At 45.0% G+C, this 20,957-nt stretch carries 22 protein-coding genes and 1 pseudogene; 10 read left to right on the top strand and 13 right to left on the bottom strand.

All coding sequences use genetic code 11. From position 1 onward, the window contains the following. Nucleotides 1-4 precede the first annotated feature (4 nt). From panB to sfsA, 6 genes are all read right to left on the bottom strand, one after another. Entirely contained in the window at nt 5-799 is a 795-nt protein-coding gene (panB, locus tag BGK61_RS18205; protein ID WP_076026127.1) for a 3-methyl-2-oxobutanoate hydroxymethyltransferase, read from the bottom strand. A 57-nt stretch (nt 800-856) separates the two neighbouring features. Then, complete coding sequence (gene folK, locus BGK61_RS18200) at nt 857-1,354, bottom strand: 2-amino-4-hydroxy-6-hydroxymethyldihydropteridine diphosphokinase (protein ID WP_014951000.1); 498 nt, start codon at nt 1,352-1,354, stop codon at nt 857-859. After that, nucleotides 1,347-2,666 carry a polynucleotide adenylyltransferase PcnB gene (gene pcnB, locus BGK61_RS18195; RefSeq protein ID WP_014977591.1) on the bottom strand — a complete coding sequence of 440 codons (1,320 nt, stop codon included), beginning with the start codon at nt 2,664-2,666 and terminating at the stop codon, nt 1,347-1,349. The genes folK and pcnB overlap by 8 nt, the downstream gene beginning before the upstream one ends. A 98-nt stretch (nt 2,667-2,764) precedes the next feature. Next, nucleotides 2,765-3,688 (bottom strand): tRNA glutamyl-Q(34) synthetase GluQRS, encoded by a 924-nt coding sequence (gene gluQRS / locus BGK61_RS18190; RefSeq protein ID WP_076012902.1) that lies wholly within the window; start codon nt 3,686-3,688, stop codon nt 2,765-2,767. 73 nt (nt 3,689-3,761) lie between these two features. Then, the gene (dksA, locus tag BGK61_RS18185) at nt 3,762-4,211 is read right to left on the bottom strand and encodes an RNA polymerase-binding protein DksA (protein ID WP_014950997.1); all 450 of its coding nucleotides are present in this window, start codon (nt 4,209-4,211) and stop codon (nt 3,762-3,764) included. Nucleotides 4,212-4,451: 240 nt separating this feature from the next. Next, nucleotides 4,452-5,168, bottom strand: a complete 717-nt coding sequence (gene sfsA, locus BGK61_RS18180) for a DNA/RNA nuclease SfsA (RefSeq protein WP_014999776.1) — start codon at nt 5,166-5,168, stop codon at nt 4,452-4,454. A gap of 209 nt (nt 5,169-5,377) precedes the next feature. Here sfsA and pepB point away from each other — a divergent pair, with 209 nt between their 5' ends. Beyond that, nucleotides 5,378-6,661, top strand: coding sequence for an aminopeptidase PepB (pepB, locus tag BGK61_RS18175; protein WP_014999775.1), 1,284 nt, complete (start codon nt 5,378-5,380; stop codon nt 6,659-6,661). Nucleotides 6,662-6,854: 193 nt separating this feature from the next. On the opposite strand, the gene BGK61_RS18170 is transcribed toward pepB, so the two are convergent. Then, complete coding sequence (locus BGK61_RS18170; protein WP_014950994.1) at nt 6,855-7,037, bottom strand: hypothetical protein; 183 nt, start codon at nt 7,035-7,037, stop codon at nt 6,855-6,857. A gap of 449 nt (nt 7,038-7,486) precedes the next feature. On the opposite strand from BGK61_RS18170, the gene BGK61_RS18165 reads away from it, so the two are divergent. Continuing rightward, nucleotides 7,487-8,089, top strand: a complete 603-nt coding sequence (locus BGK61_RS18165; RefSeq protein WP_014999774.1) for a YhgN family NAAT transporter — start codon at nt 7,487-7,489, stop codon at nt 8,087-8,089. Further along, the gene (locus BGK61_RS18160) at nt 8,090-8,668 is read left to right on the top strand and encodes a YjaG family protein (protein ID WP_014999773.1); all 579 of its coding nucleotides are present in this window, start codon (nt 8,090-8,092) and stop codon (nt 8,666-8,668) included. A gap of 214 nt (nt 8,669-8,882) precedes the next feature. Here the strand turns inward: BGK61_RS18160 and rsmD are convergent, their stop codons facing one another. Beyond that, nucleotides 8,883-9,566 carry a 16S rRNA (guanine(966)-N(2))-methyltransferase RsmD gene (gene rsmD, locus BGK61_RS18155; RefSeq protein WP_014999772.1) on the bottom strand — a complete coding sequence of 228 codons (684 nt, stop codon included), beginning with the start codon at nt 9,564-9,566 and terminating at the stop codon, nt 8,883-8,885. Between the two features lie 66 nt (nt 9,567-9,632). Here rsmD and ftsY point away from each other — a divergent pair, with 66 nt between their 5' ends. Genes ftsY through ftsX form a run of 3 tightly spaced genes read left to right on the top strand, consistent with a single transcriptional unit; the run spans nt 9,633 to nt 12,813 of the window. After that, nucleotides 9,633-11,096: a signal recognition particle-docking protein FtsY gene (ftsY, locus tag BGK61_RS18150; protein ID WP_076026126.1), complete on the top strand. Its 1,464-nt coding sequence runs from the start codon at nt 9,633-9,635 to the stop codon at nt 11,094-11,096. A 26-nt stretch (nt 11,097-11,122) separates the two neighbouring features. Next, nucleotides 11,123-11,836, top strand: coding sequence for a cell division ATP-binding protein FtsE (gene ftsE, locus BGK61_RS18145; protein ID WP_014999770.1), 714 nt, complete (start codon nt 11,123-11,125; stop codon nt 11,834-11,836). Beyond that, nucleotides 11,833-12,813 carry a permease-like cell division protein FtsX gene (gene ftsX, locus BGK61_RS18140; RefSeq protein ID WP_076012736.1) on the top strand — a complete coding sequence of 327 codons (981 nt, stop codon included), beginning with the start codon at nt 11,833-11,835 and terminating at the stop codon, nt 12,811-12,813. The genes ftsE and ftsX overlap by 4 nt, the downstream gene beginning before the upstream one ends. 96 nt (nt 12,814-12,909) lie before the next feature. Here the strand turns inward: ftsX and BGK61_RS18135 are convergent, their stop codons facing one another. Continuing rightward, nucleotides 12,910-14,145 carry an EAL and HDOD domain-containing protein gene (locus tag BGK61_RS18135; protein WP_014999768.1) on the bottom strand — a complete coding sequence of 412 codons (1,236 nt, stop codon included), beginning with the start codon at nt 14,143-14,145 and terminating at the stop codon, nt 12,910-12,912. 197 nt (nt 14,146-14,342) lie between these two features. Further along, the gene (locus BGK61_RS18130) at nt 14,343-15,569 is read right to left on the bottom strand and encodes an EAL and HDOD domain-containing protein (RefSeq protein ID WP_014999767.1); all 1,227 of its coding nucleotides are present in this window, start codon (nt 15,567-15,569) and stop codon (nt 14,343-14,345) included. Between the two features lie 542 nt (nt 15,570-16,111). Between BGK61_RS18130 and rpoH the strand changes: the two genes are divergently transcribed. After that, nucleotides 16,112-16,966, top strand: coding sequence for an RNA polymerase sigma factor RpoH (gene rpoH, locus BGK61_RS18125; RefSeq protein WP_014950987.1), 855 nt, complete (start codon nt 16,112-16,114; stop codon nt 16,964-16,966). A 181-nt stretch (nt 16,967-17,147) separates the two neighbouring features. Here rpoH and BGK61_RS18120 read toward each other — a convergent pair whose 3' ends face one another. From BGK61_RS18120 to pip, 3 genes are all read right to left on the bottom strand, one after another. Next, nucleotides 17,148-18,062: a bifunctional GNAT family N-acetyltransferase/hotdog fold thioesterase gene (locus BGK61_RS18120; protein WP_014999766.1), complete on the bottom strand. Its 915-nt coding sequence runs from the start codon at nt 18,060-18,062 to the stop codon at nt 17,148-17,150. Between the two features lie 115 nt (nt 18,063-18,177). Next, nucleotides 18,178-18,615 carry a D-aminoacyl-tRNA deacylase gene (gene dtd / locus BGK61_RS18115; protein WP_014999765.1) on the bottom strand — a complete coding sequence of 146 codons (438 nt, stop codon included), beginning with the start codon at nt 18,613-18,615 and terminating at the stop codon, nt 18,178-18,180. Beyond that, nucleotides 18,612-19,589, bottom strand: coding sequence for a prolyl aminopeptidase (gene pip, locus BGK61_RS18110; RefSeq protein WP_014999764.1), 978 nt, complete (start codon nt 19,587-19,589; stop codon nt 18,612-18,614). Before pip ends, dtd begins: the two co-directional genes overlap by 4 nt. 188 nt (nt 19,590-19,777) lie before the next feature. Between pip and BGK61_RS18105 the strand changes: the two genes are divergently transcribed. From BGK61_RS18105 to BGK61_RS18095, 3 genes and pseudogenes are all read left to right on the top strand, one after another. Next, nucleotides 19,778-20,020, top strand: coding sequence for a hypothetical protein (locus BGK61_RS18105; RefSeq protein ID WP_014999763.1), 243 nt, complete (start codon nt 19,778-19,780; stop codon nt 20,018-20,020). Then, complete coding sequence (locus BGK61_RS18100) at nt 20,017-20,655, top strand: DUF2959 domain-containing protein (RefSeq protein WP_014999762.1); 639 nt, start codon at nt 20,017-20,019, stop codon at nt 20,653-20,655. Before BGK61_RS18105 ends, BGK61_RS18100 begins: the two co-directional genes overlap by 4 nt. Before the next feature lie 107 nt (nt 20,656-20,762). Further along, a pseudogene (locus BGK61_RS18095) lies at nt 20,763-20,957 on the top strand (IS3 family transposase); the annotation flags it as partial.

Genomic DNA, 20,957 nt, shown 5'->3' with positions numbered 1-20,957 from the left:
CTCGTTACTCGAAGCTGTGTTCAGCCGATGGGAACGCACCGCTTTGCACATCTTCAATATATTTTGATACGGCTTTGCGCATATCGCCGGTTTCTAGAAGGTAGTTCTTTGAAAACTTCGGCATGTAGTTCGCGCTGATGCCAAACATGTCGTGCATCACCAGAATTTGACCGTCGGTATCTTTGCCTGCGCCTATACCGATTACCGGTATGGTTAGGGCTTCGCTAACCGCTCTGCCTAGCGATGAAGGCACGCACTCAAGCACCAATAACTGAATACCGGCTTCTTCCAGCGCTTTTGCTTCGCTAAGCAGTTTTTCAGCCTGGCTCGCTTCGCGGCCTTGTACTTTAAAACCACCGAAAACGTGCACTGACTGAGGCGTTAAGCCTAAATGGCCACACACAGGTACGCCACGCAGGTTTAAGCCTTTGATGGTGTCGCACAACCAGCTTCCACCTTCCATCTTAACCATACTTGCACCTGCAGCCATAAGCTTTGCTGCATTGGCGTAGGTTTGCTCAGGAGTGGCGTAAGACATAAACGGCATATCGGCTAATACGAAGGCGCGTTCAGTGCCGCGACGCACACTTTTCGTGTGGTAGGCAATGTCATCAATGGTTACCGGTAGGGTGTCGTCTTCACCTTGAAGAACCATGCCTAAAGAGTCGCCGATAAGAAGGGCGTCTACGCCTTGTTCGTCGAACATTTTGGCGAAGCTGGCGTCGTAAGCGGTTAAAGAGGTGATCTTTTCCCCGGCCTGCTTTTTCTTTAGCAAGCCCGATACAGTTACTTTCTTCATGACATGTCTCAGATTGATATTGTTGATATCGTGTGGCGAACTATACGGATTTTGCCGCTAATTGGAAGAGCGCAGGCGACGAAGTCCGTCTAGGGAACAGTTGGCGACCCACGCTGAAATGGGTTTGCCGTCGTGCATCACCATATTGGGCGCAATTTCAAACAGCGGTACCATAACGAACTCGCGTTCAGCCATGCCGTAATGGGGAATGATTAAGTCTGCGGTATCGATAGTTTCGCTGCCGTATAACAAAATATCCAAATCCAAGGTGCGCGGCCCCCAGCGCTCACCTTTGCGCTCACGGCCTTCTTCTAGCTCTATGCGCTGCAGCTGCTTCAATAATCCGTGTGGCTTTAACGACGTTTCTATTAAACATACCGCATTAATATAGTCAGGTTGGTCTTGCGGCCCCATCGGTTTACTGGAATAAAGTGAAGAGGTTTTAAGTACGCGAGTGTCTTCTATTTGACCTATAGCATCAAATGCGCGCTGTGCCTTTCCTTGGCTATCGCCAAGGTTGCTACCTACACCAATGTACACGTGCTCTTTATGCATCAGGACCTCGTTTCGCTGGTTTACGCTTGCGCTTACGCGGGGCACCTTTTGCGCCGCCTTCGCTTTTGCGAAGGGCGTTAAGCATGCCTTTCTGCTTACCGTTGTCAGCGTGCTGGAAGTGCGTCCACCACTGCGCTAATTCAAGAAGATCGCCACCTTCGATTTGGCCGCGGGCAAGTAAAAAGTCATAGCCAGCTCTAAATTTAGGGTGCGTGAGCAATTGGAAAGCGCGACGACCAAAGCGCTTAGGTAGACGTTGCTGTAAAATCCAGATGTCCCGTACCACGGTAGAAAAGCGTTTAGGGATCATAATGCGTTGCGTCTGACGGGCGATAACCTCGCCTGACGCAATGTTAAATGCATCGTGAGCGTTTAAGCCAGACTCGCTTTGTAAGCGTTGCGATTCTTCTTCAACCGGATACCAGAGTAGTGCGGCATAAAGGAACGCTGGCGTAACACGCTGGTCGCTATTAATGCGCTCGTCGGTATTAGCAAGTACGCGACGTACAAACTGCATTTCACGGCTGTTTTCATCTTTCAGAAACGGCGTTAGCTGAGGGAATAAAGGCTCTATTAAGCCATATTCGTGCAGCATTAAGAAGGTTTCTTCTCCCTTACCCGATAAAAACAGTTTAAGGGTTTCTTCAAACAAGCGCGCAGGTGGAATGTTCTGTAAAAGGTTGGCCAGAGATTTAATCGGTGCAGCGGTTTTCGCTTCTATGCGCATGCCAAGCTTAACGGCAAAGCGCACCGCACGTAGCATGCGTACCGGATCTTCACGGTAGCGTGTTTCCGGGTCGCCAATAAGCTCAACTTCTCGTTTTTCTATGGCGGCTAAGCCATTAGCAAAGTCTTTTACCGTAAAGTCTGCCACGCTGTAATACATGGCGTTAAAGGTAAAGTCACGGCGTTCAGCATCTTCTTCAATGGTGCCAAATACGTTATCGCGTACTAGCTGTCCGTGAGCGTCACGTTTTGCGACAGCTTTGCCCTTGGGAAGGTTTTCGTCTTCGTCTGACTCTTGGTGGTGACCACGGAATGTGGCTACTTCAATGATTTCGCGGCCAAATACAATGTGGGCCAGGCGAAAGCGCCTGCCGATAAGACGGCAATTTCTGAACAAGCCTTTAATTTGTTCAGGTGTGGCGTTCGTCACCACGTCGAAATCTTTTGGTTCGTGACCCATCAAAATGTCGCGTACACAGCCTCCTACCAAATAGGATTCGAAGCCAGCTCCATTAAGGCGATACATTACTTTCAATGCATTTGCGCTTACGTCTTCGCGAGATATACCGTGTTCTCCACGGGTCATAGTCCTTGGCTTTAAAGCGTTAGGAGACGAACTCTCTTTTGAAAAAGCGCGCTTAACAGATTTAAAAACACGATGAATGATGATGGTATCTCCGCAGACTATAAAGGTTCGCTATAATAAGTGGATTCATGCTGTGGAACAATAATTTCGGGTGTTTTCACTACTTTTTTCCTATCCCACATTGAAATAGCCGCCTTAAGCGCTGAATCAATATCACCAAATTCTGACGCATTTGGAAAGGAAAAGCCCAAAAAGTGCATCACACGCACGAGATTATCTAAGGCTGTTTTGTTTTTAACCGGCGCTGCGCGGTTTTGTTTACTTAGTTTTCTGCCTGGTGCCACGGCAGCTACCGGCACGTGACCGTATTCGGGAGCAGAATAGCCCAGCGTGTGGTACACGGCGCGCTGTAAAGGCGTGACATCAATTAAATCACACCCTCTAATGACATGGTTAACTTGTTGAAATACGTCATCTAAAATCACGACAAGGTTATACGAAAATAAGCCATCTCGTCGTTTCAGCACTACGTCTTCCGCTATTAAATCAGTGCTTGAATTAGAGGGCATAACTTTGCCCATAAGCACATCATCAAAGGCTTCAAGTTGAGTATCTACTTTTAAACGAACTGCACAATCCTGTTTGGTGGAGTGCACTGGCTCAGTTCGACAGTGACCGTTATAAACACCGCCCATGGCTTTAATTTGCTTACGTGTGCAGGTACAAAAATAGGCTTTTTCTTGTGAAAGCAAGTCATCGAGAACCGCTTGATAACGGGCATGTTGTTGGCTTTGATAGATGACGTCGCCATCCCAATACAGGCCGTGTGCTTCTAGGGTAGTGAGTATGTCTTTATCTACACCTTTAATACAGCGAGGCTCGTCTATATCTTCCATGCGTAACAGCCACTTTCCGTTATGGCTTTTAGCATCTAGGTAGCTGGCAACAGCGGTAACTAACGAACCGAAGTGAAGTTGGCCGGATGGAGAGGGAGCAAAGCGCCCTACATAGTGGTTATGCATAATAAAGGCTTAACAAAAAGCCCCATCTTTTTGGGATGAGGCTTTCTATATCAACGTAATCGAGGTTAGTAACTTAACCTTGAAGTTGTTTTTCTTTGATTTCAGCCATGGTCTTACAGTCGATACATAAATCTGCTGTAGGACGAGCTTCTAAGCGACGAATACCAATTTCGATACCGCATTGGTCACAGAAGCCGAAATCGTCTTCTTCAATTCGCTTAAGCGTTTTTTCAATTTTCTTTATTAGCTTACGCTCACGGTCACGTGTACGTAACTCAAGGCTGAACTCTTCTTCTTGAGCTGCACGGTCTACAGGATCAGGGAAGTTTGCTGCTTCATCCTTCATGTGCGTTACTGTACGGTCAACTTCTTCACGAAGTTGGTTGCGCCATGCTTTAAGCAGTAGACGGAAGTGCTCCATTTGGGGCTCGCCCATGTACTCTTCGTCAGCTTTTGGCTCGTACGGCTGTAAACCTGCCAGCGCTAATAGTCCTAGGGATTTTGTTTCTTTTCCTGTTGGCATCTGCCACATCTCCTACACTACGACATCCATCTTGTCCTGATTGGACCGATATCTATATCAGACTCGACAACTTCAGGCAATCAATCGTGTCTATGTAATTATTATGCTGGTGTATTGCTTTCATAAATTAGCCAGGTGTTTTTCATTTAACCAGCTGGCTACCAGCAAACGCATTAGTGCGTTCTCCCACTAAAACAAGGCGCAAATATGAAGCCGAAATGAAAAAAATCAACCTATTTTTTATAAAATCAAAGGGAGTGTTTGATTTAATAGGATTTTTTGTTCGTCTATTATACAGCTTGCCGCTAAAACCGTTACACCAGCGTCAGCGGCAATCTTTACGCTTTCTGCATAAGTTGGATCAATATGCTCAGCCACTTGAACGCTTTCTATAGCAGTGTGTTGTACACAGAATAGTAGACTGGTTTTTATACCATTGTCAGATAAACGAGCAAGTTCTAAACAGTGTTTTGCGCCGCGCTGAGTAACTGCATCGGGAAAGAATCCTTTATTTTGCTCTGCTAGGGTGACAGACTTTACTTCCATATACTCTGTAACACTTTGATGTTCTGTATTTTTTCGGATTAGTGCAAAGTCGAACCGGCTATTGGCGGTTGGAGGTGTTACTTCTGCTTTCCAATTTGTGATGTCTGAAAATTCGCTTAGCACCTTGTTATCTAGCGCTTCCGCCACCAGTTTATTAGCATTGTGCGTATTAATGCCGATGAAGTGACCATCAAACGTTTGGGCAAGTTCCCATGTATACTTTAGCTTGCGATTAGGGTTAGTTGATTCACTTAAAAAGACGGTATAGCCCGGTACAGCGCATCCAGTCATGGCGCCGGTATTAGGGCAGTGTGCGGTTACCATGGTACCGTCATCTAACTCAACGTCGGCAAGAAACCGTTTGTACCTTTTAATAAGAGTGCCGCGTAATAAGGAAGGTGAAAACTTCATGTGTCGCCTTTTTTAAGATTATCAGGTAAAACCATTTTGGCGAGTGTCGCCAATTTATATATATGCTTTTTGAACGAGCGCGCAGAAGCATGATGCGGTTAGTAAAAAATAAACGCGCAGTAAATAAGGCGCCAAAGAGTAACAAACATTTGTGCTAGCGCAACAAGCGCTTTGCAATAATATAACGATGTAATAAGGAATAAAACGCGATGGCAGAATTTACCGTTAGCCTTTCACTAAGCAGTGCTGAAGCTGTGTGGGGCGAGAGTGCTAAGCTTTCTTTCACTGAATCAGGTGCAGTTATTCACCTGCCTGACGACAAGCTTAACGAACGTTTAATTCAGCAAGCGGCAAGAAAGTTAGATGGCTTAAACCTGCCAGCAGTCACGCTAAGCGGTGATTGGCACAAAGAGCAGCAGTGGGCGTTTGCACTTAGCTTCACGCGCGCGCGAAAGCCTGCATCAATTAAATGGGCCGACACAGCTGATAAAGAAGCGTTAGAGCAAGAATATGCGGCGTTACTGTTTACCCGTCAGTTGGTAAACGAAACACCGGAAGATCTAAGTCCTGAAACTCTGGCAACCCGTGCTGCTCAGTGGCTTAAGTCATTAGGTGGTGACAAGGTCACTTACTCAATGACGGTAGGTGAAGACCTTAAAGCGCAGGGCTGGATTGGCATTTACAATGTAGGCCGAGGAAGTGAACGTCCGCCTGCAATGCTGGTACTTGATTACAACCCAACAGGTAATGCAGATGCGCCGGTTGATGCCGTGTTAGTTGGAAAAGGCATCACCTTCGACAGCGGTGGCTACAGCATTAAATCAAGCGAAGGCATGTTAGATATGAAATGTGACATGGGCGGCGCAGCAACGGTAACTGGCGCATTAGGGTTATCTATTTCTCAAGGCAGTGAAAAGCGTATTCAGCTTATTTTGTGCTGTGCAGAAAACCTCATTAGCGGTCACGCTTATAAGTTGGGTGATGTGCTTACCTACAAAAATGGGGTAACCGTTGAAGTTGTTAATACCGATGCAGAAGGGCGTTTAGTATTGGCTGACGGCCTAATGGCGGCAACTGAGACGGGCGCACCGCTAATTATCGATGCGGCAACGTTAACCGGTGCAGCAGTGGTTGCACTGGGTTCTGACTATCATGGCGTATTCTCGTTAGATGATAATGCACGCGAACAAATGCTAAAAGCAGCAAAGGCAGAAAACGAACGTTTTTGGCCACTACCTCTTGAAGATTTTCACGCAGAGCGCTGTCCGTCTGCGTTTGCCGATACAGCAAATAGTCGCCCGATGAAAGGTGGCGGCGGTGGCGGTGCGTCAAACGCTGCGGGCTTCTTATCTCGCTTTGTTAAGCCAGAAGGCTGGGTACATTTAGATTTAGCTGCGGCCTACCATGGCGGGGCAACATCAGAAATGCCGGTAGGGGCTACAGCGAAAGGTATTCGCTCCATTGCTAGAATGCTGAAAGATTTTAGTGCGTAACGAAACTAACGATCAGCGGTGCTAAGGCCTGCTGATCGTCACCGCATTTAAAGCAGTGAAGGGTGTTCAATCCTCGTGGGTAGGCGCCTTATGCACTACGTTAGGCCAAGCTAAGTCGCTGAATGCAGAGAATAAAAAAGGGCACGACTTTAAATAAAGTCGCGCCCTTTTTTCAGCGAATTAGATTTGCGAATTAGATGCCGCCTAAACGCTCGGCCAGTGTCTTATATCGCTCAACATCGCCACTGTCAAAAAGCGGGTTCCCGTCTGTATCTTTGTCTTTTGATACCAATAGGCTTTCACGTTCGAGGCGCTCAACACGTACTTCTTGTACGCCAAGAAAAGCAGCCACTTCTTTTACTGTCATCAAACTCATTGCAATATTTCCTATTTTTGGTTGTTCTTGTGAAGGATTAACAGGTCCTAATGTTGAACAAAACGTCGAGTAAATTGTTGTTACTCGCTATTACATCAAAAGCCCTGAAGATAAGACATTATCCAAAAGGTGTATAAAAAGCCAATTAGCTGCCCATTTTCTAATCGTTACTCGTCAAAAACACCGCCCTGGATATAAAAACACTTCACCCTAAGATTTAGTAAAGCGCACTTTTACTATTTTTCGAGTATTTTTTACGCTAAGAGGCAGTGGCACTTTTTGATAAAGCGATGAGGTTTAAAGAACATTAGTGCCTTTAAAGGTGTTTTTTACTTACCCAGCTTGGTTTACCATTGCGCGCCTAAAACACCCATCAGCACTAACTTTGAGTTATACTCGTTGGTTTACGCTATTACGGGCCTAAGCTCACAACCGGAGACAGTAAAGAAATGGATACTTGGTCTGCTGCCATCATGCTCTTTTTGATCATGGATCCCCTTGGAAACCTCCCTGTTTTCATGTCGGTACTCAAATCGATTGAGCCCAAAAGACGTCAAATTATCCTAATTCGAGAATTATTATTTGCTCTTGGTATCCTGTTTATATTTTTATTTAGTGGCCAATCGGTCCTCAATTTTTTGAATGTAGAACAAGAAACGGTAAGTATTGCGGGGGGAATAATTCTGTTTCTAATTGCGCTTAAAATGATATTTCCATCGTCGGGCAATCCCAGTGGGTTAGCTGTAGGCGAAGAACCTTTCTTGGTACCTCTTGCTATTCCAATGATAGCGGGCCCTTCGACACTGGCAGCGCTGATTTTACTCGCCAATCAAGCGCCGGATAGAATGACGGATTGGTCGATTGCGCTGGCGGCTTCTTGGTCAATAAGCGCAGTGATCTTACTATTTTCAAATGTATTTCATAAAATTCTAGGAGAACGTGGTCTAGTTGCGATGGAGCGATTAATGGGTATGATCCTTGTAATGATTGCTATCCAGATGCTTCTCGATGGCGTTACCAAATATTTCATGCAAGCCACTGGAGCGCTGTAAATGGCAAAGCAAAAACTTAATACCTTTGGACGTGTTCGCGCCCTGGAAGGCTGGAAAGCCGTTGCATTCGGCGCTGCTCTACTTGAACGTATGTTGCCCAACTACACGCTATTTTGCGAACTCACTGAAACCGGTGATGCGAACGCACTGCGTAATTGCCTGAATTTGGTGTGGGAAACGCTAAAGTCACCGAAAAGCAAATTCAACATTGCGGTTCAGCTTGAGAAAGTAGAAGTGGCTACACCAGATACCAGTGAACATGACAACTATGGTGTGTATCCAGCAATTGATGCAGCGATTGGATTAGCGGGTTTGCTTAATTTGATGGCAGGTGATGATCCGCAAGGTGCAGTGGTAATTAGCAAGTTATCGCAAGGCAGTGTTGAGGCGTATTTGCTTGAAAGCGGAGAAGCCGATGACGAAACTGTAAAAGGGCACCCGTTAATGGAATTTGAAGTTGAGGTACAAAACGAACTGCTTGATTATGTGGAGCAAGCTAAGTACCCAGCGAAAGCGGCAGATGAAATGAGAGCGCTTGCCCTAGAAGCAGGTATTTCCAATATAGGTCTTGAGCTTTAGCTCAGTTAAGCGTTATACCAGTCCGCATAGATAATTAACCACTCAGCGAGAGTTAAAATTATTTATGCGGATTGGTATTAATCATTTCGTATTTGATATTTAGGTTGGGTGACCAAAGATGGAAGGTGTGATCGGTACTTTGAAACCACCTTCTCATGGGTCGTGTTCTGTTAGTAAACTTGCGGCTCAACCTAACGTTAATAGCAGACTTTAATTAGTCTATTGCTATTAACATATAGCGCAGTGCACTTGTTTGTTTTTCTTTGATAATTTGCCAATGAGCGGGCAAAGCGGGAGTGGTAAGCGTACTTTCGTGCTCTAAGTACACCACGCTACCACTATGGACAAGTTTGTTATCTTCTAGCGCAGTCAGCGTAGGTGCTACCAATGATTTCGCAAAAGGCGGATCGACAAAAACAATGTCATAAGGCGCTTGGCTGATACCATTTAAAATACCTAGCGCGTCCCCTTGATGAACGATTGCCGACGCCAGTTCATTTGCTTTTAATAGGGTAAGGTTACTTTTAAGTTGGTCTGCCGCTTGTTTATCCAACTCTATAAAATCACAGTGTGCTGCGTAGCGAGACAGTGCTTCTAAACCTAACCCACCAGAACCCGCAAATACATCTAAGCAGCGTGCATCACTTATGTAAGGCATTAACCAGTTAAACAAGGTTTCTTTGTTTCTGTCTGTGGTTGGCCTTAACCCTTCTGCATTCAGTACGGGTAACTTTCTACCACGCCATTGGCCACCGATAATACGTATTTGCCCAGTACTATTTGTGCTTTGAGCTTTCCCTGATTTTTTCCTATTTTGGGATGAATAAGGTTTTTTTGCAGAAGATGGTGCCCGAGTAGGGCGAGAAACTCGCTTCATAGTGGCTGTCAATGGTATCATGCGTTCATACATTAAGCGGCAAGTGTAGCCGAAATTGCTAAGAATTTATAAGGATTTGTCCTAACGATGTCGAAACTTTTTGGCTGGTTCAGTAAGAACAAAAAAGCAGAGAAACAAAAAGCTCAAGCGGAAGAAGAAGCTCGCTTAAAGGCAGAGGCTGAAGCACAGGCGAAGGCTAAAGCGGAAGAAGAGGCTCGCGCAAAGGCAGAAGCTGAAGCCCAAGCGGAAGCTAAAGCGGAAGAAGAAGCTCGCGCTAAGGCAGAGGCTGAAGCACAGGCGAAAGCTCAAGCGGAAGAAGAAGCTCGCTTAAAGGCAGAAGCTGAAGCACAGGCGAAGGCTAAAGCGGAAGAAGAAGCCCACGCTAAGGCAGAAGCTGAAGCRCAGGCGAAAGCCCAAGCGGAAGAAGARGCTCGCGCAAAGGCAGAAGCTGAAGCGCAGGCGAAGGCGCAAGCKGAAGAAGARGCKCGCGCRAAGGCAGAGGCTGAAGCACAGGCGAAAGCCCAAGCKGAAGAAGAGGCTCGCGCAAAGGCAGAAGCTGAAGCACAGGCGAAGGCCAAAGCGGAAGAAAAGCCGAAAGAGAAAAAGTCGTTATTCGCGCGTTTGAAAGAAAGCTTATCTCGTACGAAAGAAAACCTAGGCAGTGGTATTGTTAGCCTGTTTAAAGGCAAAACCATCGATGACGAGCTGTACGAAGACCTTGAAACACAACTGTTAGTTGCTGATGTGGGTATGGATACCACGCAAAAAATCATCGATCACCTAACCGATAGTGCTTCTCGAAAAGATTTGAAAGATGCAGAAGCCTTGCTGGAGATCATGAAGCAGCAAATGTCGGGAATGTTGTCTCAAGTTAATCAGCCTCTTTCTGAAGTCATGAAAGCACATGATTCCAGTGAAGGTCCGTTCGTTATCTTAATGGTTGGCGTAAATGGCGTAGGTAAAACCACGACTATTGGTAAGCTAGCTAAGCAGTTCCAGCAAGAAGGTAAGAAAGTTATGCTTGCTGCGGGTGATACGTTTAGAGCGGCGGCGGTTGAACAGCTTCAAGTATGGGGCGAGCGCAACGATATTCCGGTTATCGCACAGCACACTGGTGCTGACAGTGCATCGGTACTTTACGATGCACTAGAAGCAGCAAAATCGCGCGGCACAGATATCCTTATTGCCGACACGGCAGGGCGCCTGCAGAATAAGAACAACTTGATGGAAGAGCTTAAAAAAGTCGTTCGCGTAATGAAGAAAATCAATCCAAATGCGCCTCACGAAGTTATGCTTACATTGGATGCAGGTACTGGGCAAAACGCTATTAGCCAAGCCAAGTTGTTTAACGAAGCCGTTGGTCTAACAGGCATCACGCTAACCAAGTTAGACGGTACAGCGAAAGGCGGCGTTATATTCTCTATTGCCGATAAGTTTAAAATTCCTATAAGGTATATTGGTGTTGGCGAAAGTATTGATGATTTACGCCAGTTTGATGGACAAGAATTTATTGATGCGTTGTTTAGCGAAATGGACACACCTGAAAGCTAAAACCAGCAAAGCGGTAGGGAAAAATAATGATAAAGTTTGAGCAGGTAAGCAAAACCTATCCGGGCGGACAACGCGCGCTAAGCAAGGTGAATTTCCATATTGCGCCGGGGGAAATGGCTTTTTTAACAGGGCATTCTGGTGCAGGGAAAAGTACGCTACTCAAACTTATCAGCCTTATGGAGCGCCCAACAGTAGGGCGCGTTCTTATTAACGGTCATGATCTCAACGCTATTACCCGTCGAGATATAGCCTATATTCGCCGCGACATCGGCATGATCTTCCAAAGTCACCAGCTGCTGATGGACAAATCGGTTTTTGACAACGTGGCTTTACCGCTAGTCATTGAGGGTTACACCCATAAAGAAATTCGCAAGCGCGTAGAAGCTGCACTTGAAATGGTAGGCCTAAGAGACAAAGCGCGTTGCCTTCCCATTACGTTATCAGGGGGGGAGCAGCAGCGAGTAGGTATTGCTCGAGCTGTCGTAAACAAGCCACCGTTATTACTGGCAGATGAGCCAACCGGAAACCTCGACCCCAAGCTTTCTATGGAAATTATTCGTCTTTTCGAAGATTTCAACCAAGCAGGTGTATCAGTGCTTATCGCCACCCACGATTTAGGCTTAATTGCTCGTATGCGTTATCGAACGTTGACCCTAAAGAATGGGCAAATGATCACAGATGGCCTCACTGACGATCTTGATAGTACAAGTTTAGGTGGTGGTGAAGGAGACTGGTCATGAGTATTTTGTTTCAAGGACGTGCAAAAGGGGCGTCTTCTGCCAAAGTGGGCTTTATTCAATCTATTCTTATGTTTTTTGTCAGCCATGTGCGCCAAGCGCTCGCTAGTCTTGGCGAGTTGTGGCGTCAGCCGCTGGCGTCTTTAATGACCATTGGAGTGTTGGGGCTAAGTATTACGCTGCCTAGTACACTTTATATCATGGTGAAAAACACTGAGAAGATTACAGCAGGCTGGGATCAGGCATCGGAAATATCTCTGTTTTTAAAACCGGATATTAACGCAGCGAGTTCGCAGCAACTGGTGGCACGCTTGAATAGCTGGTCTGAAATAGACCGTGTTGTTTATATTCCGGCAGATGATGCACTGAAAGAGTTTCAGCATTTGTCTGGACTTGGTGATGCCATCGCCTACCTAGAGAAAAACCCCCTGCCTGATGTAGTGCTAGTGACGCCAAACGAAAAACACGCGTCACCCACTGCAGCCAAAGCATTGTTAGATAAGCTGAGACAGCAGCGGGAAGTTGATATTGGCAAACTGGATATCGAATGGTTAGAGCGACTATATGCCGTTATCGATATAGCCAGAGACTTGGTTACGCTAATAGGGTTACTGTTATTTATCGCGGTTGTGCTTATTATTGGTAACACCATTCGTTTGAATATTTTGAACAAGTACGACGAAATCGTAGTGATGAAGCTGGTTGGCGCAACAGATGCGTTTATTCATCGTCCGTTCTTATATACAGGCTTTTGGTATGGACTACTGGGCGGACTAATGGCGTGGTTTGCCGTTATTATTATCTTATGGTGGATGGATAGCAGCATTACGACGTTTGCCGCTATGTATCAAAAGGATTTCAACATTACCGGGTTAACTGGTTCTGCATTGCTAACTATGCTGGGCTTGTCCGTGCTGCTTGGTTTACTAGGCTCACTTATCTCAGTGCAGCGCCATGTAAGGGAAATAGAGCCCAAGTAATAGCCATAGTAACTAGCTTGCTCGTATCCAGTGCAGCGTTTTAAGGTGCACTGGATAAGATTAAGGGTGTCAGGGTTGGTTAGCTAGCTTATAAAGTTAAGCGATAGCACGGGGGTAATGAGAAGAAATTGTGCTGCGTACACCATTACCCCAAATAATAGCTTGGTTATACAGCATGTGTAGTTGCTTTTGGTCAATATTGAGGACTTTCGCCTGCTTAATAACATTCATCCATAGCGCACTTTCAAAGGCGCGAACCAAGGTCATGTAACTGTTCATTTCCAAATTCTTGCCAAGCAGCGCATCGTTAACCTCATCAGAAAGCGGCAACTGCTTCACGATGTCTGTCATAGACTGGTCAAGTAAACCTTCTAGAAGCGAGAATAAGCCGACCAGGAAGGATATTGGCGGATTGTTTTTCAGCCCTCTTCGCTCAGCCAGTAAATCGAAAAATTTGGCGCGAACGAGTGACATATGAATGATTTCAAGGGGCTTTTCATCGCCTAAATTTGTTAAGCAAAGCAGCGCGATAAATTTCTTTATCTCAACTTCACCCATGTAATTAAGCGCGTGCTTTAACGATGTAATTTTGTATCGCTTATTGATAGTGGGATTATTGATAAACTTCAACAATAAAAAGCTTAATGTGGCGTCTCGTTCAATAATTTGGCTTATGCGGTCTATGTCAAAATCGCTGCTGGAGCTTTCGCCCATTAAATCTACAACGTTCATTTTCGATGCAGGAAGCTGTCTCATAATACGCGCTTCAGGCTGCGAGAAAAAATAACCTTGGAAGAAGTCGAAACCCAAATCTACACACGTTGAGAAATTGTCTTGTGTATCAACCTGTTCTGCTACCAGCTGCACGTTTGCATCGTGATAGCGTGGTATATGTTTTTCGATAGTTTCAAAACGGGTTTTGGTGACATCAACTTTTACGATATCGATCAAAGGGAAAATATCGTGTTTGGAGCCCACCATCATTGGGTCATCGATAGCCAGCTTAAAGCCAAGTTGCTTTATGTGCTGGCAGGCTTCAAATAGACCGTTAGTATTATCGGTCGGATCGGCCAGTTCAACCACTACCGACTCAGGGTTAAGCGATGTGGGAAAACGCGAAATAAGCGTCTCTGAGGAAAATGTAATAAACGACGTTTTTTCGCCGCTGATATCATCGAGCCCTAATGGATGAAAATGCTCAGAAATATACTTAGCTTTCTCTTCATTATGTTCCGGATAAGCGCCAGACTTGCCATCTCTGAACAGAAGTTCATAGGCGAAAACGCTTTTGCTTTTATCTAAAATAGGCTGGCGAGCTATAAACGCGAACATAATCTATTCCTGATACAACACGGTTAAGGTTTTTCTTATTATTATATTTTGGGGCTTAGCTAACGCTAAGACATACTTTTGGGCCTGTTGTTCTTTGATGTGCTGCAAAAAAGAACAGACCCATAGTCTATGATATGTAAGCGCAATCTAACAACTATTCAATTAATAATTTCATATCACTTTGCAAAGTGGATGCGTTAGTTTTCTTTTTGGGCGGCTTTGTGAATATGCTTGGCCCACTTTATCGCTTCGTTGTAATAGCTGTGTAGAAGACTTTGTTTAACTCCGTACTTGGTTGAAAACTGCTGAATGCCTGACCATTTAGCGCGCTCAAAGAATTGTGCAAGCGTTAAGCAGTTTCTTAGCATACCGGGGCTTCCGCATAAGGCATCTTTAACGTCATCACTAATTGGTACTTTACTGACTAAATCGTCAATTCGCTGTTCCATCATAGCATCAAGCAAAGAAAGTAGGCCGGTAAGGAAACCTTTTAGAGGATCATCGCTCCCTTTTAGCTGGGTATACACCAATTCACAAAATTTTGCACGAACAAGCGCCATTTGCATCAGTTCTGTAGGCTGTCCATCACTCAGATTTGCAAGGGCAAGCAGCGAAATAAACTTCTTAACCTCTACTTCACCCATAAAGGTTAACGCATGTTTAAGCGACGTTATCTTATGCCGCTTGTTAACCATTGGGTTGTTGATAAAGCGCAAGAGTAAGTAGGTGAGAGAGGGGTCCCGTTCTATGATTTTGTTTACTTCATCGAAGTTGAGCTTCGCTTGGCTACTTAGCGTAAGCAACTCCATCATAGTTAGGCTGCTAGGCCCTAGTTTTCTGTGTCTGACTATTTCCGGTTTAGCTAAAAAGTAACCTTGGAAGTAGTCAAAACCCATATTTTTGAATTTGTTGAACTCTTCGTAGGTTTCGATTTTTTCTGCTACCAGTTTGATTTTGTTCGATTTGAAACGGTCGACGAGAGCGGGGATTTTGTCGTGAGGAATCTCTGTGATATCTATTTTGACTACGCTTGTAAATGGGATGAATGCTTCCCACTTTCCTTTCATATCGTAGTCATCAAGGGCAATGGGGTAGCCTAGACCTCGAATATGTTTGCAGGCGGCGACGAGTGCATCATCTACATCCACAGTTTCTACAATTTCTATAACCACCTTGCTCGCATCTAGAGAAGTTGGAAAGCGAAACATTAGTGTGTCGCGGTGAAAGTTGATGAAAGCTTTTTTATCTCCGGTTATCTCTTCAACCCCTAAGCTTAGATGGGTCGAAGTAAGTATCTTAGACGTAGCTTCGTCGGGAGGAATATCGGGAAAGCAGTTGTCTTCCCCAACGCGAAAAAGTAGTTCGTAAGCGTAAACGTCTCTGTTTACATCAAATATGGGCTGTCTAGCGACGTAAGCAAACATCAAGTTCCTCTTTGCTTCACTTGCCTTACTCCTTTCCTTAAGTATTTCCCTTCCAGTTTGTTATCGTTTTAGTCTGGAAAATGCTGTACAGCGGTTGTAGTGCAAAATCGATTAATTCAATCTATTATTTTCAGTTTCCAACGAGAAAAGCAAGGTATAAGATAAGTTATATAAGGTTTATGTTTTACTTGTTGGTTCGCAGTCTCACGCAGGTGCGCATTAACCTCGCAATTGAACCTAGCGTAGTGTTTCTAGTGAACAATAAATAAGCGTTGGAATTCATACCGGTGAGATTAGTTCTCACAATTGAGCATGTAATCTACGTATAATAATTATGTGGTTGAATGACTGACCCACAGCCGTGACGCTAATAGCAATTGAGTGGCGGTGGATGTGAAGTTGAACTTTTTTTCTTTTTCTAGGTCTTGATATTGTAGAATTAGTCACTATACCTACATATCGGTTAGACTTCATATCTTAATTAGGTCTCGCGCAGCTTCGGTTACTTTGCTAATATGAAGCGGCAATAAATGAGGTGAACAATGAGCAACAATTTGCAATCTATGGCCCTGTCAGTGCCACACAGCGGTAGCATTGAAGGCTACATCCAAGCTGTAAGCAGCATTGATATGCTTAGCGCTGAGGAAGAGCGCGAGTTGGCAGTGCGCCTTCGCGAAGACGAAGACTTACAAGCCGCTCGTAAGCTGGTAATGTCACACCTTCGTTTTGTAGTGCACATTGCAAAATCTTACTCAGGTTATGGCTTACCACAAGCCGACTTAATTCAAGAAGGTAACATTGGTCTGATGAAAGCGGTTAAGCGTTTCGACCCAACAGTGGGCGTGCGTTTGGTTTCTTTCGCGGTACATTGGATCAAAGCAGAAATTCATGAGTTTGTACTTAAAAACTGGAGAATAGTAAAAGTTGCGACAACCAAAGCGCAGCGCAAATTATTCTTTAACCTACGTAAGGCGAAAAAGCGCCTTGGTTGGTTCACGCACGATGAAGTACAAACGGTAGCGAACGAACTGGGTGTGAGTACAAAAGAAGTGCTTCAAATGGAAGCGCGTATGAGTTCTCAAGACCAAGCGTTCGACCTAACTGCGGACGAAGATGAAACAGGCAATTTTGCGCCAGTTCAATATTTAGAAGATAAATCTTCAGATGTTGAAACCGACGTGATTAACAACGACTGGGATACTGCAGCGAGCAAGCGCTTGTACTCAGCCATTAAAACGCTAGATGAGCGTAGCCAAGACATCATTGAAACCCGTTGGTTAGCAGACAACAAAATTACTCTGCAAGACTTAGCTGACAAATATCAGGTATCTGCAGAGCGTGTTCGTCAAATTGAAAAGAACGCGATGAAAAAACTTCAAGCGGCTATGGTCGCTTAGTACCTAGCTCAGTAACGAAAAAAGCGCCTTAACGGCGCTTTTTTTATGGGTAGAGCCCCATTCTGACTGTTGCCCCGTTTTTAAATAGACGTGAGCTTTTCTTTGCTCACAGTATTTACGGGCATGGCCCTAGCTAAGTACCAATAGGCAAATGCCAGGGTCGAAGCATTAATCTTTAACGCTACTCTTCTTCGTTTTTAGACGGGGGAAGCACGTAGAATACGCCTTCAAATTCCGCTACTGGTGTATCGCCATCTAAAATGGCAACACTTAGTTCAAACCTAGCTTTGTTGTCGTTCTCTAGCGGCTTGAATTTTCCAGACAAGGTTTCGATGTTGCAAATTGCTCTAGGTTTCATCGTGATGGGTTTGTGGTAATGAATATCACCATCGCCCAATACAATGTCACCGTCTAATCCACGCTCTTTAAGCTGCAGGTAAATCATGCCCCAGCCAGTTAGCGTAGCTAGAGAAAAAATACTGCCAGCAAACATAGTGCCGTGAATATTGATGTTTTTGTTTAATGATGCCCGGGTTTCAAGTGTGCGGCCTGTGTACTGGTAAAGCTTAATTCCCATGTGCTCGGTAATGGGAATGGTCTCAGACCATGTCTCTTGCAACGATTTGCACCATTTAGGGTGAAGTACAAGCGTATTGTTCTCAGTAAACTTCTTAACCATTTGCTGGCGTTTCAGCATGCCTAGCTCGTTAGGCGCTTCACGCTCAACTTCAAAGCCACAGGCGCTAAAGAAGTCGATAGATATTTCGCGACTGTTTGTGACGGCGCGTTCCGCGCCCAGATCCTTTGCAACGTTCTCAAGTGCGGCCATGATCATTTGGCCTAAGCCCTTGCGTTGATGGTCTGGATGAACCGCAATATGGCGAATTTGTGCCTCTTCAGCTGTGTTCAAATGCACGCGGCCGCAAGCCACGATGTCGCCATTTCGATTAGTGATCACGCGGTGTTCTGCGACTTGCTCATATTCGTCTTTTTCAGAGCCTGGAGGGAAATTCCATGGCTGGCGCAAGTGTTCCCACCGAAAATGAAAATAGGCTTCAAACTCGGCATCGCTTTTTGGTGTGACTACCTTGTACACAATAAACCGGCCTTCTTAAATGAATGAACAAGTATTTAAACGTAAGAACCCATAAGGCACAAGCTTAATTATGTAAGCAAGTTTGGGATGCCGAAGAAGCGAACAATATGACCCGCTAAACATTGAATTGGAAGGTAACAGGGCCGTCGTTAATAAGGCCTACCTGCATATCTGCACCAAATTCGCCTGTGGCTACTCTCATGCCTTTGCTTTTGAGCGACTGCACGAACTTTTCGTAAATGGCTTGTCCGTGCTCAGGTGATGCACCTCGTGAGAAACCGGGGCGATTACCTTTCTGCGTATCGGCAACAAGTGTGAATTGAGAGACAACCAGAATTTCACCTCCTACTTGCTCAATATTTAGGTTCATTTTGCCTTCACTGTCGCTAAACATACGATATCGGCACAACTTGTTTGCGAGCTTTTCTATCTCTGCATCACCGTCTTCTCTTTCAACGCCTAATAGCACCAGCATGCCTTTACCAATCTCACCAATAACATCTCCGGCAACGGTAACGTTAGCTTGTGATACTCGTTGAATTAATCCAATCACTTAGATGACTCCTGAATAAAGCGTGACATATCGCGGGTAGCGCGGCAAAGGGCGTAGCCTATACTAGGTTCTGAAGTACTGTGCCCCGCATCAGGAACAATTTGCAGCTGACTTTGTGGCCACGCCTTGTGAAGGGCTTCTGCGGCTTCAGTTTTGCAAATCATATCATAACGGCCATGAATGATTGTTCCGGGAATGTGGCTTATTTTACTTATGTTTTTAAGTATGTAATTTTCTTCTAAAAAGCAATCGTTGGAAAGGAAATGGCACTCTAAGGTGGCTAGACAGGTGACCAACTGCATAGGGTAATTAGTGGTAGAGTCTCCTACACCTGGTGGCAAAGTAATGCGCGATAACCGTTCTTCCCACTGATACCACCGTTTAAGCGCTGCATGACGCAAAACGTCGTTACTAGAGCGCACCGTTGCACTGTAAAAGTCACACACAGCACTTGACGTAACGGGCGTGGGCACATCTTTAGTAAACTTGCGGTAATACTCGGGAAACAACTGAGCTGCGCACCCTTTGGGCGATAAAAACCAATCTCTGTCTTCTTGTCGAGCTAAAAATACGCCGCGAAGAATTAAGCCAGTCACCCTCGATGTGTACTTTAACGCGTAAAGTAGAGCGAGCGTCGAGCCCCACGAGCCGCCAAATAATAGAAACTCAGGTATGGAAAGATGTGTTCGAAGCGCTTCGATATCCTCAACGTTTGACCACGTGTCATTATTGAGGGTTTCTGCAATAGGTGTTGAACGGCCACAACCACGTTGTTCGTAACCGATTATGCGGTACTTATTGCTGTCAAAAAAGCATTTATAATTAGGCGGTAAGCCCGCACCTGGCCCGCCGTGGATAAAGAGTACGGGGATGCCGTTTGGATTACCACTTTGCTCGAAGTAAAGCGAATGCCCACTTCCCACTTCGATAAATCCATTTTCATAGTAGGTAACATCGGGGTAAAGTCGTTTCATTTTGTTTCTGCGCGTTGTGTGAGTGCCTGTTTTAGTTTAGTTTATTGTTATACAAACGGTTGCGTGCTGACTGCTTCAACGCTGTTTATGCTTTTAAAATAAGCGATAAACGCTAAGTGTATACTTTAGAATAAGTGTCATTACGTGCTAGCTAATCATATTATAGTCATAAATGCGAGGATGTTTATATGGCAGGTCAAGGATCGGGCGGTAACGTAATCGCCGCAATTTGTAATTTCTTTATCCCTGGTTTAGGTCATTTAGTTCAAGGCCGAATTCTAGGCGCGCTGTTCTACTTTATTACTGTGGGCGTGTGCTACGCTCTGGCGGCTACCGTTGTCCTTGCTATTGTGTTCTGGCCATTAGGCGTCATATTGCATCTAATCAGTATTATAAGCGCAGCGCGCTTTAGAGGTGGAGTAACCGCATGAAGCTAATTGCATCAGCATTTGTTGCTATGCTTGCCCTTAGTGGGTGTCAGTCTGCATATTACGCAGCATGGGAAAAAGTAGGCGTCGAAAAGCGCGATATCTTAGTCGACCGCGTTGAAAATGCGAAAGAGTCACAAGAAGACGCTCAAGAGCAGTTTAACTCGGCGTTAGAAGCTTTCAGTGCAGCGGTTGCATTCGATGGTGGCGAGCTTGAAGACGTTTACAACCGTTTAAACGGTCAGTATGAAGATAGCGTTGCCGCTGCTGAAGAAGTGAGTTCACGTATTGATAAGGTGGAGAGCGTAGCTGAGGCCTTGTTTGATGAGTGGGCAGAAGAGCTAGAGAAGTACGAGAATGCATCGCTGAAGCGAGATAGTGCAGCAAAGCTTCGCGAAACTAAGCGTCGTTATTCTTCATTAATGACAGCTATGCGCAAAGCTGAAAGCAAAATGCCTCCAGTGTTAAGCGCACTTCAGGATAATGTGCTTTATTTGAAGCATAACTTAAATGCCAGCGCGATTGGTGCGCTGCAAGGCGAGCTTTCAACTATCGAGAACAACGTCGCACAGCTTATCAGGCAAATGAATTCAGCTATTGCCGAGTCTGATGCGTTTATTTCTTCAATGAAAAACTAGTTATTAAGCAGTAATAAATAAAAAAGGGAGCCAGCAGCTCCCTTTTTTATTTTAATGACCCATCCTAAATAGCGTTGACACTTTTCAAACTTAATTTGGAGAGTGTAATGAAATCAAATAGCAAAAGAACTCAACGCGATTATTCCCTCGCTTTTAAATTGGCTGTTGTAGACCAAGTTGAAAAAGGCGAATTCACATATAAACAAGCACAAGACCACTACGGAATTCAGGGGTGTTCAACGGTTTTAGTTTGGCTTCGTAAGCATGGTCGTCTAAATTGGACGGATGGAACACCTAAGTTT

The organism is Alteromonas abrolhosensis, assembly GCF_001953635.1.
GTDB lineage: Bacteria > Pseudomonadota > Gammaproteobacteria > Enterobacterales > Alteromonadaceae > Alteromonas > Alteromonas abrolhosensis.
Note: the sequence above shows the minus strand (reverse complement) of the source record. Positions and strands in the feature narration are given on the sequence as shown.

Excerpts from the sequence above, each read along its gene's own strand:
- panB (WP_076026127.1), bottom strand. The coding sequence starts at position 799 with ATGAAGAAAGTAACTGTATCGGGCTTGCTAAAGAAAAAGCAGGCCGGG.
- folK (WP_014951000.1), bottom strand. The coding sequence starts at position 1,354 with ATGCATAAAGAGCACGTGTACATTGGTGTAGGTAGCAACCTTGGCGAT.
- pcnB (WP_014977591.1), bottom strand. The coding sequence starts at position 2,666 with ATGACCCGTGGAGAACACGGTATATCTCGCGAAGACGTAAGCGCAAAT.
- gluQRS (WP_076012902.1), bottom strand. The coding sequence starts at position 3,688 with ATGCATAACCACTATGTAGGGCGCTTTGCTCCCTCTCCATCCGGCCAA.
- dksA (WP_014950997.1), bottom strand. The coding sequence starts at position 4,211 with ATGCCAACAGGAAAAGAAACAAAATCCCTAGGACTATTAGCGCTGGCA.
- sfsA (WP_014999776.1), bottom strand. The coding sequence starts at position 5,168 with ATGAAGTTTTCACCTTCCTTATTACGCGGCACTCTTATTAAAAGGTAC.
- pepB (WP_014999775.1), top strand. The coding sequence starts at position 5,378 with ATGGCAGAATTTACCGTTAGCCTTTCACTAAGCAGTGCTGAAGCTGTG.
- BGK61_RS18170 (WP_014950994.1), bottom strand. The coding sequence starts at position 7,037 with ATGAGTTTGATGACAGTAAAAGAAGTGGCTGCTTTTCTTGGCGTACAA.
- BGK61_RS18165 (WP_014999774.1), top strand. The coding sequence starts at position 7,487 with ATGGATACTTGGTCTGCTGCCATCATGCTCTTTTTGATCATGGATCCC.
- BGK61_RS18160 (WP_014999773.1), top strand. The coding sequence starts at position 8,090 with ATGGCAAAGCAAAAACTTAATACCTTTGGACGTGTTCGCGCCCTGGAA.
- rsmD (WP_014999772.1), bottom strand. The coding sequence starts at position 9,566 with ATGATACCATTGACAGCCACTATGAAGCGAGTTTCTCGCCCTACTCGG.
- ftsE (WP_014999770.1), top strand. The coding sequence starts at position 11,123 with ATGATAAAGTTTGAGCAGGTAAGCAAAACCTATCCGGGCGGACAACGC.
- ftsX (WP_076012736.1), top strand. The coding sequence starts at position 11,833 with ATGAGTATTTTGTTTCAAGGACGTGCAAAAGGGGCGTCTTCTGCCAAA.
- BGK61_RS18135 (WP_014999768.1), bottom strand. The coding sequence starts at position 14,145 with ATGTTCGCGTTTATAGCTCGCCAGCCTATTTTAGATAAAAGCAAAAGC.
- BGK61_RS18130 (WP_014999767.1), bottom strand. The coding sequence starts at position 15,569 with ATGTTTGCTTACGTCGCTAGACAGCCCATATTTGATGTAAACAGAGAC.
- rpoH (WP_014950987.1), top strand. The coding sequence starts at position 16,112 with ATGAGCAACAATTTGCAATCTATGGCCCTGTCAGTGCCACACAGCGGT.
- pip (WP_014999764.1), bottom strand. The coding sequence starts at position 19,589 with ATGAAACGACTTTACCCCGATGTTACCTACTATGAAAATGGATTTATC.
- BGK61_RS18105 (WP_014999763.1), top strand. The coding sequence starts at position 19,778 with ATGGCAGGTCAAGGATCGGGCGGTAACGTAATCGCCGCAATTTGTAAT.
- BGK61_RS18100 (WP_014999762.1), top strand. The coding sequence starts at position 20,017 with ATGAAGCTAATTGCATCAGCATTTGTTGCTATGCTTGCCCTTAGTGGG.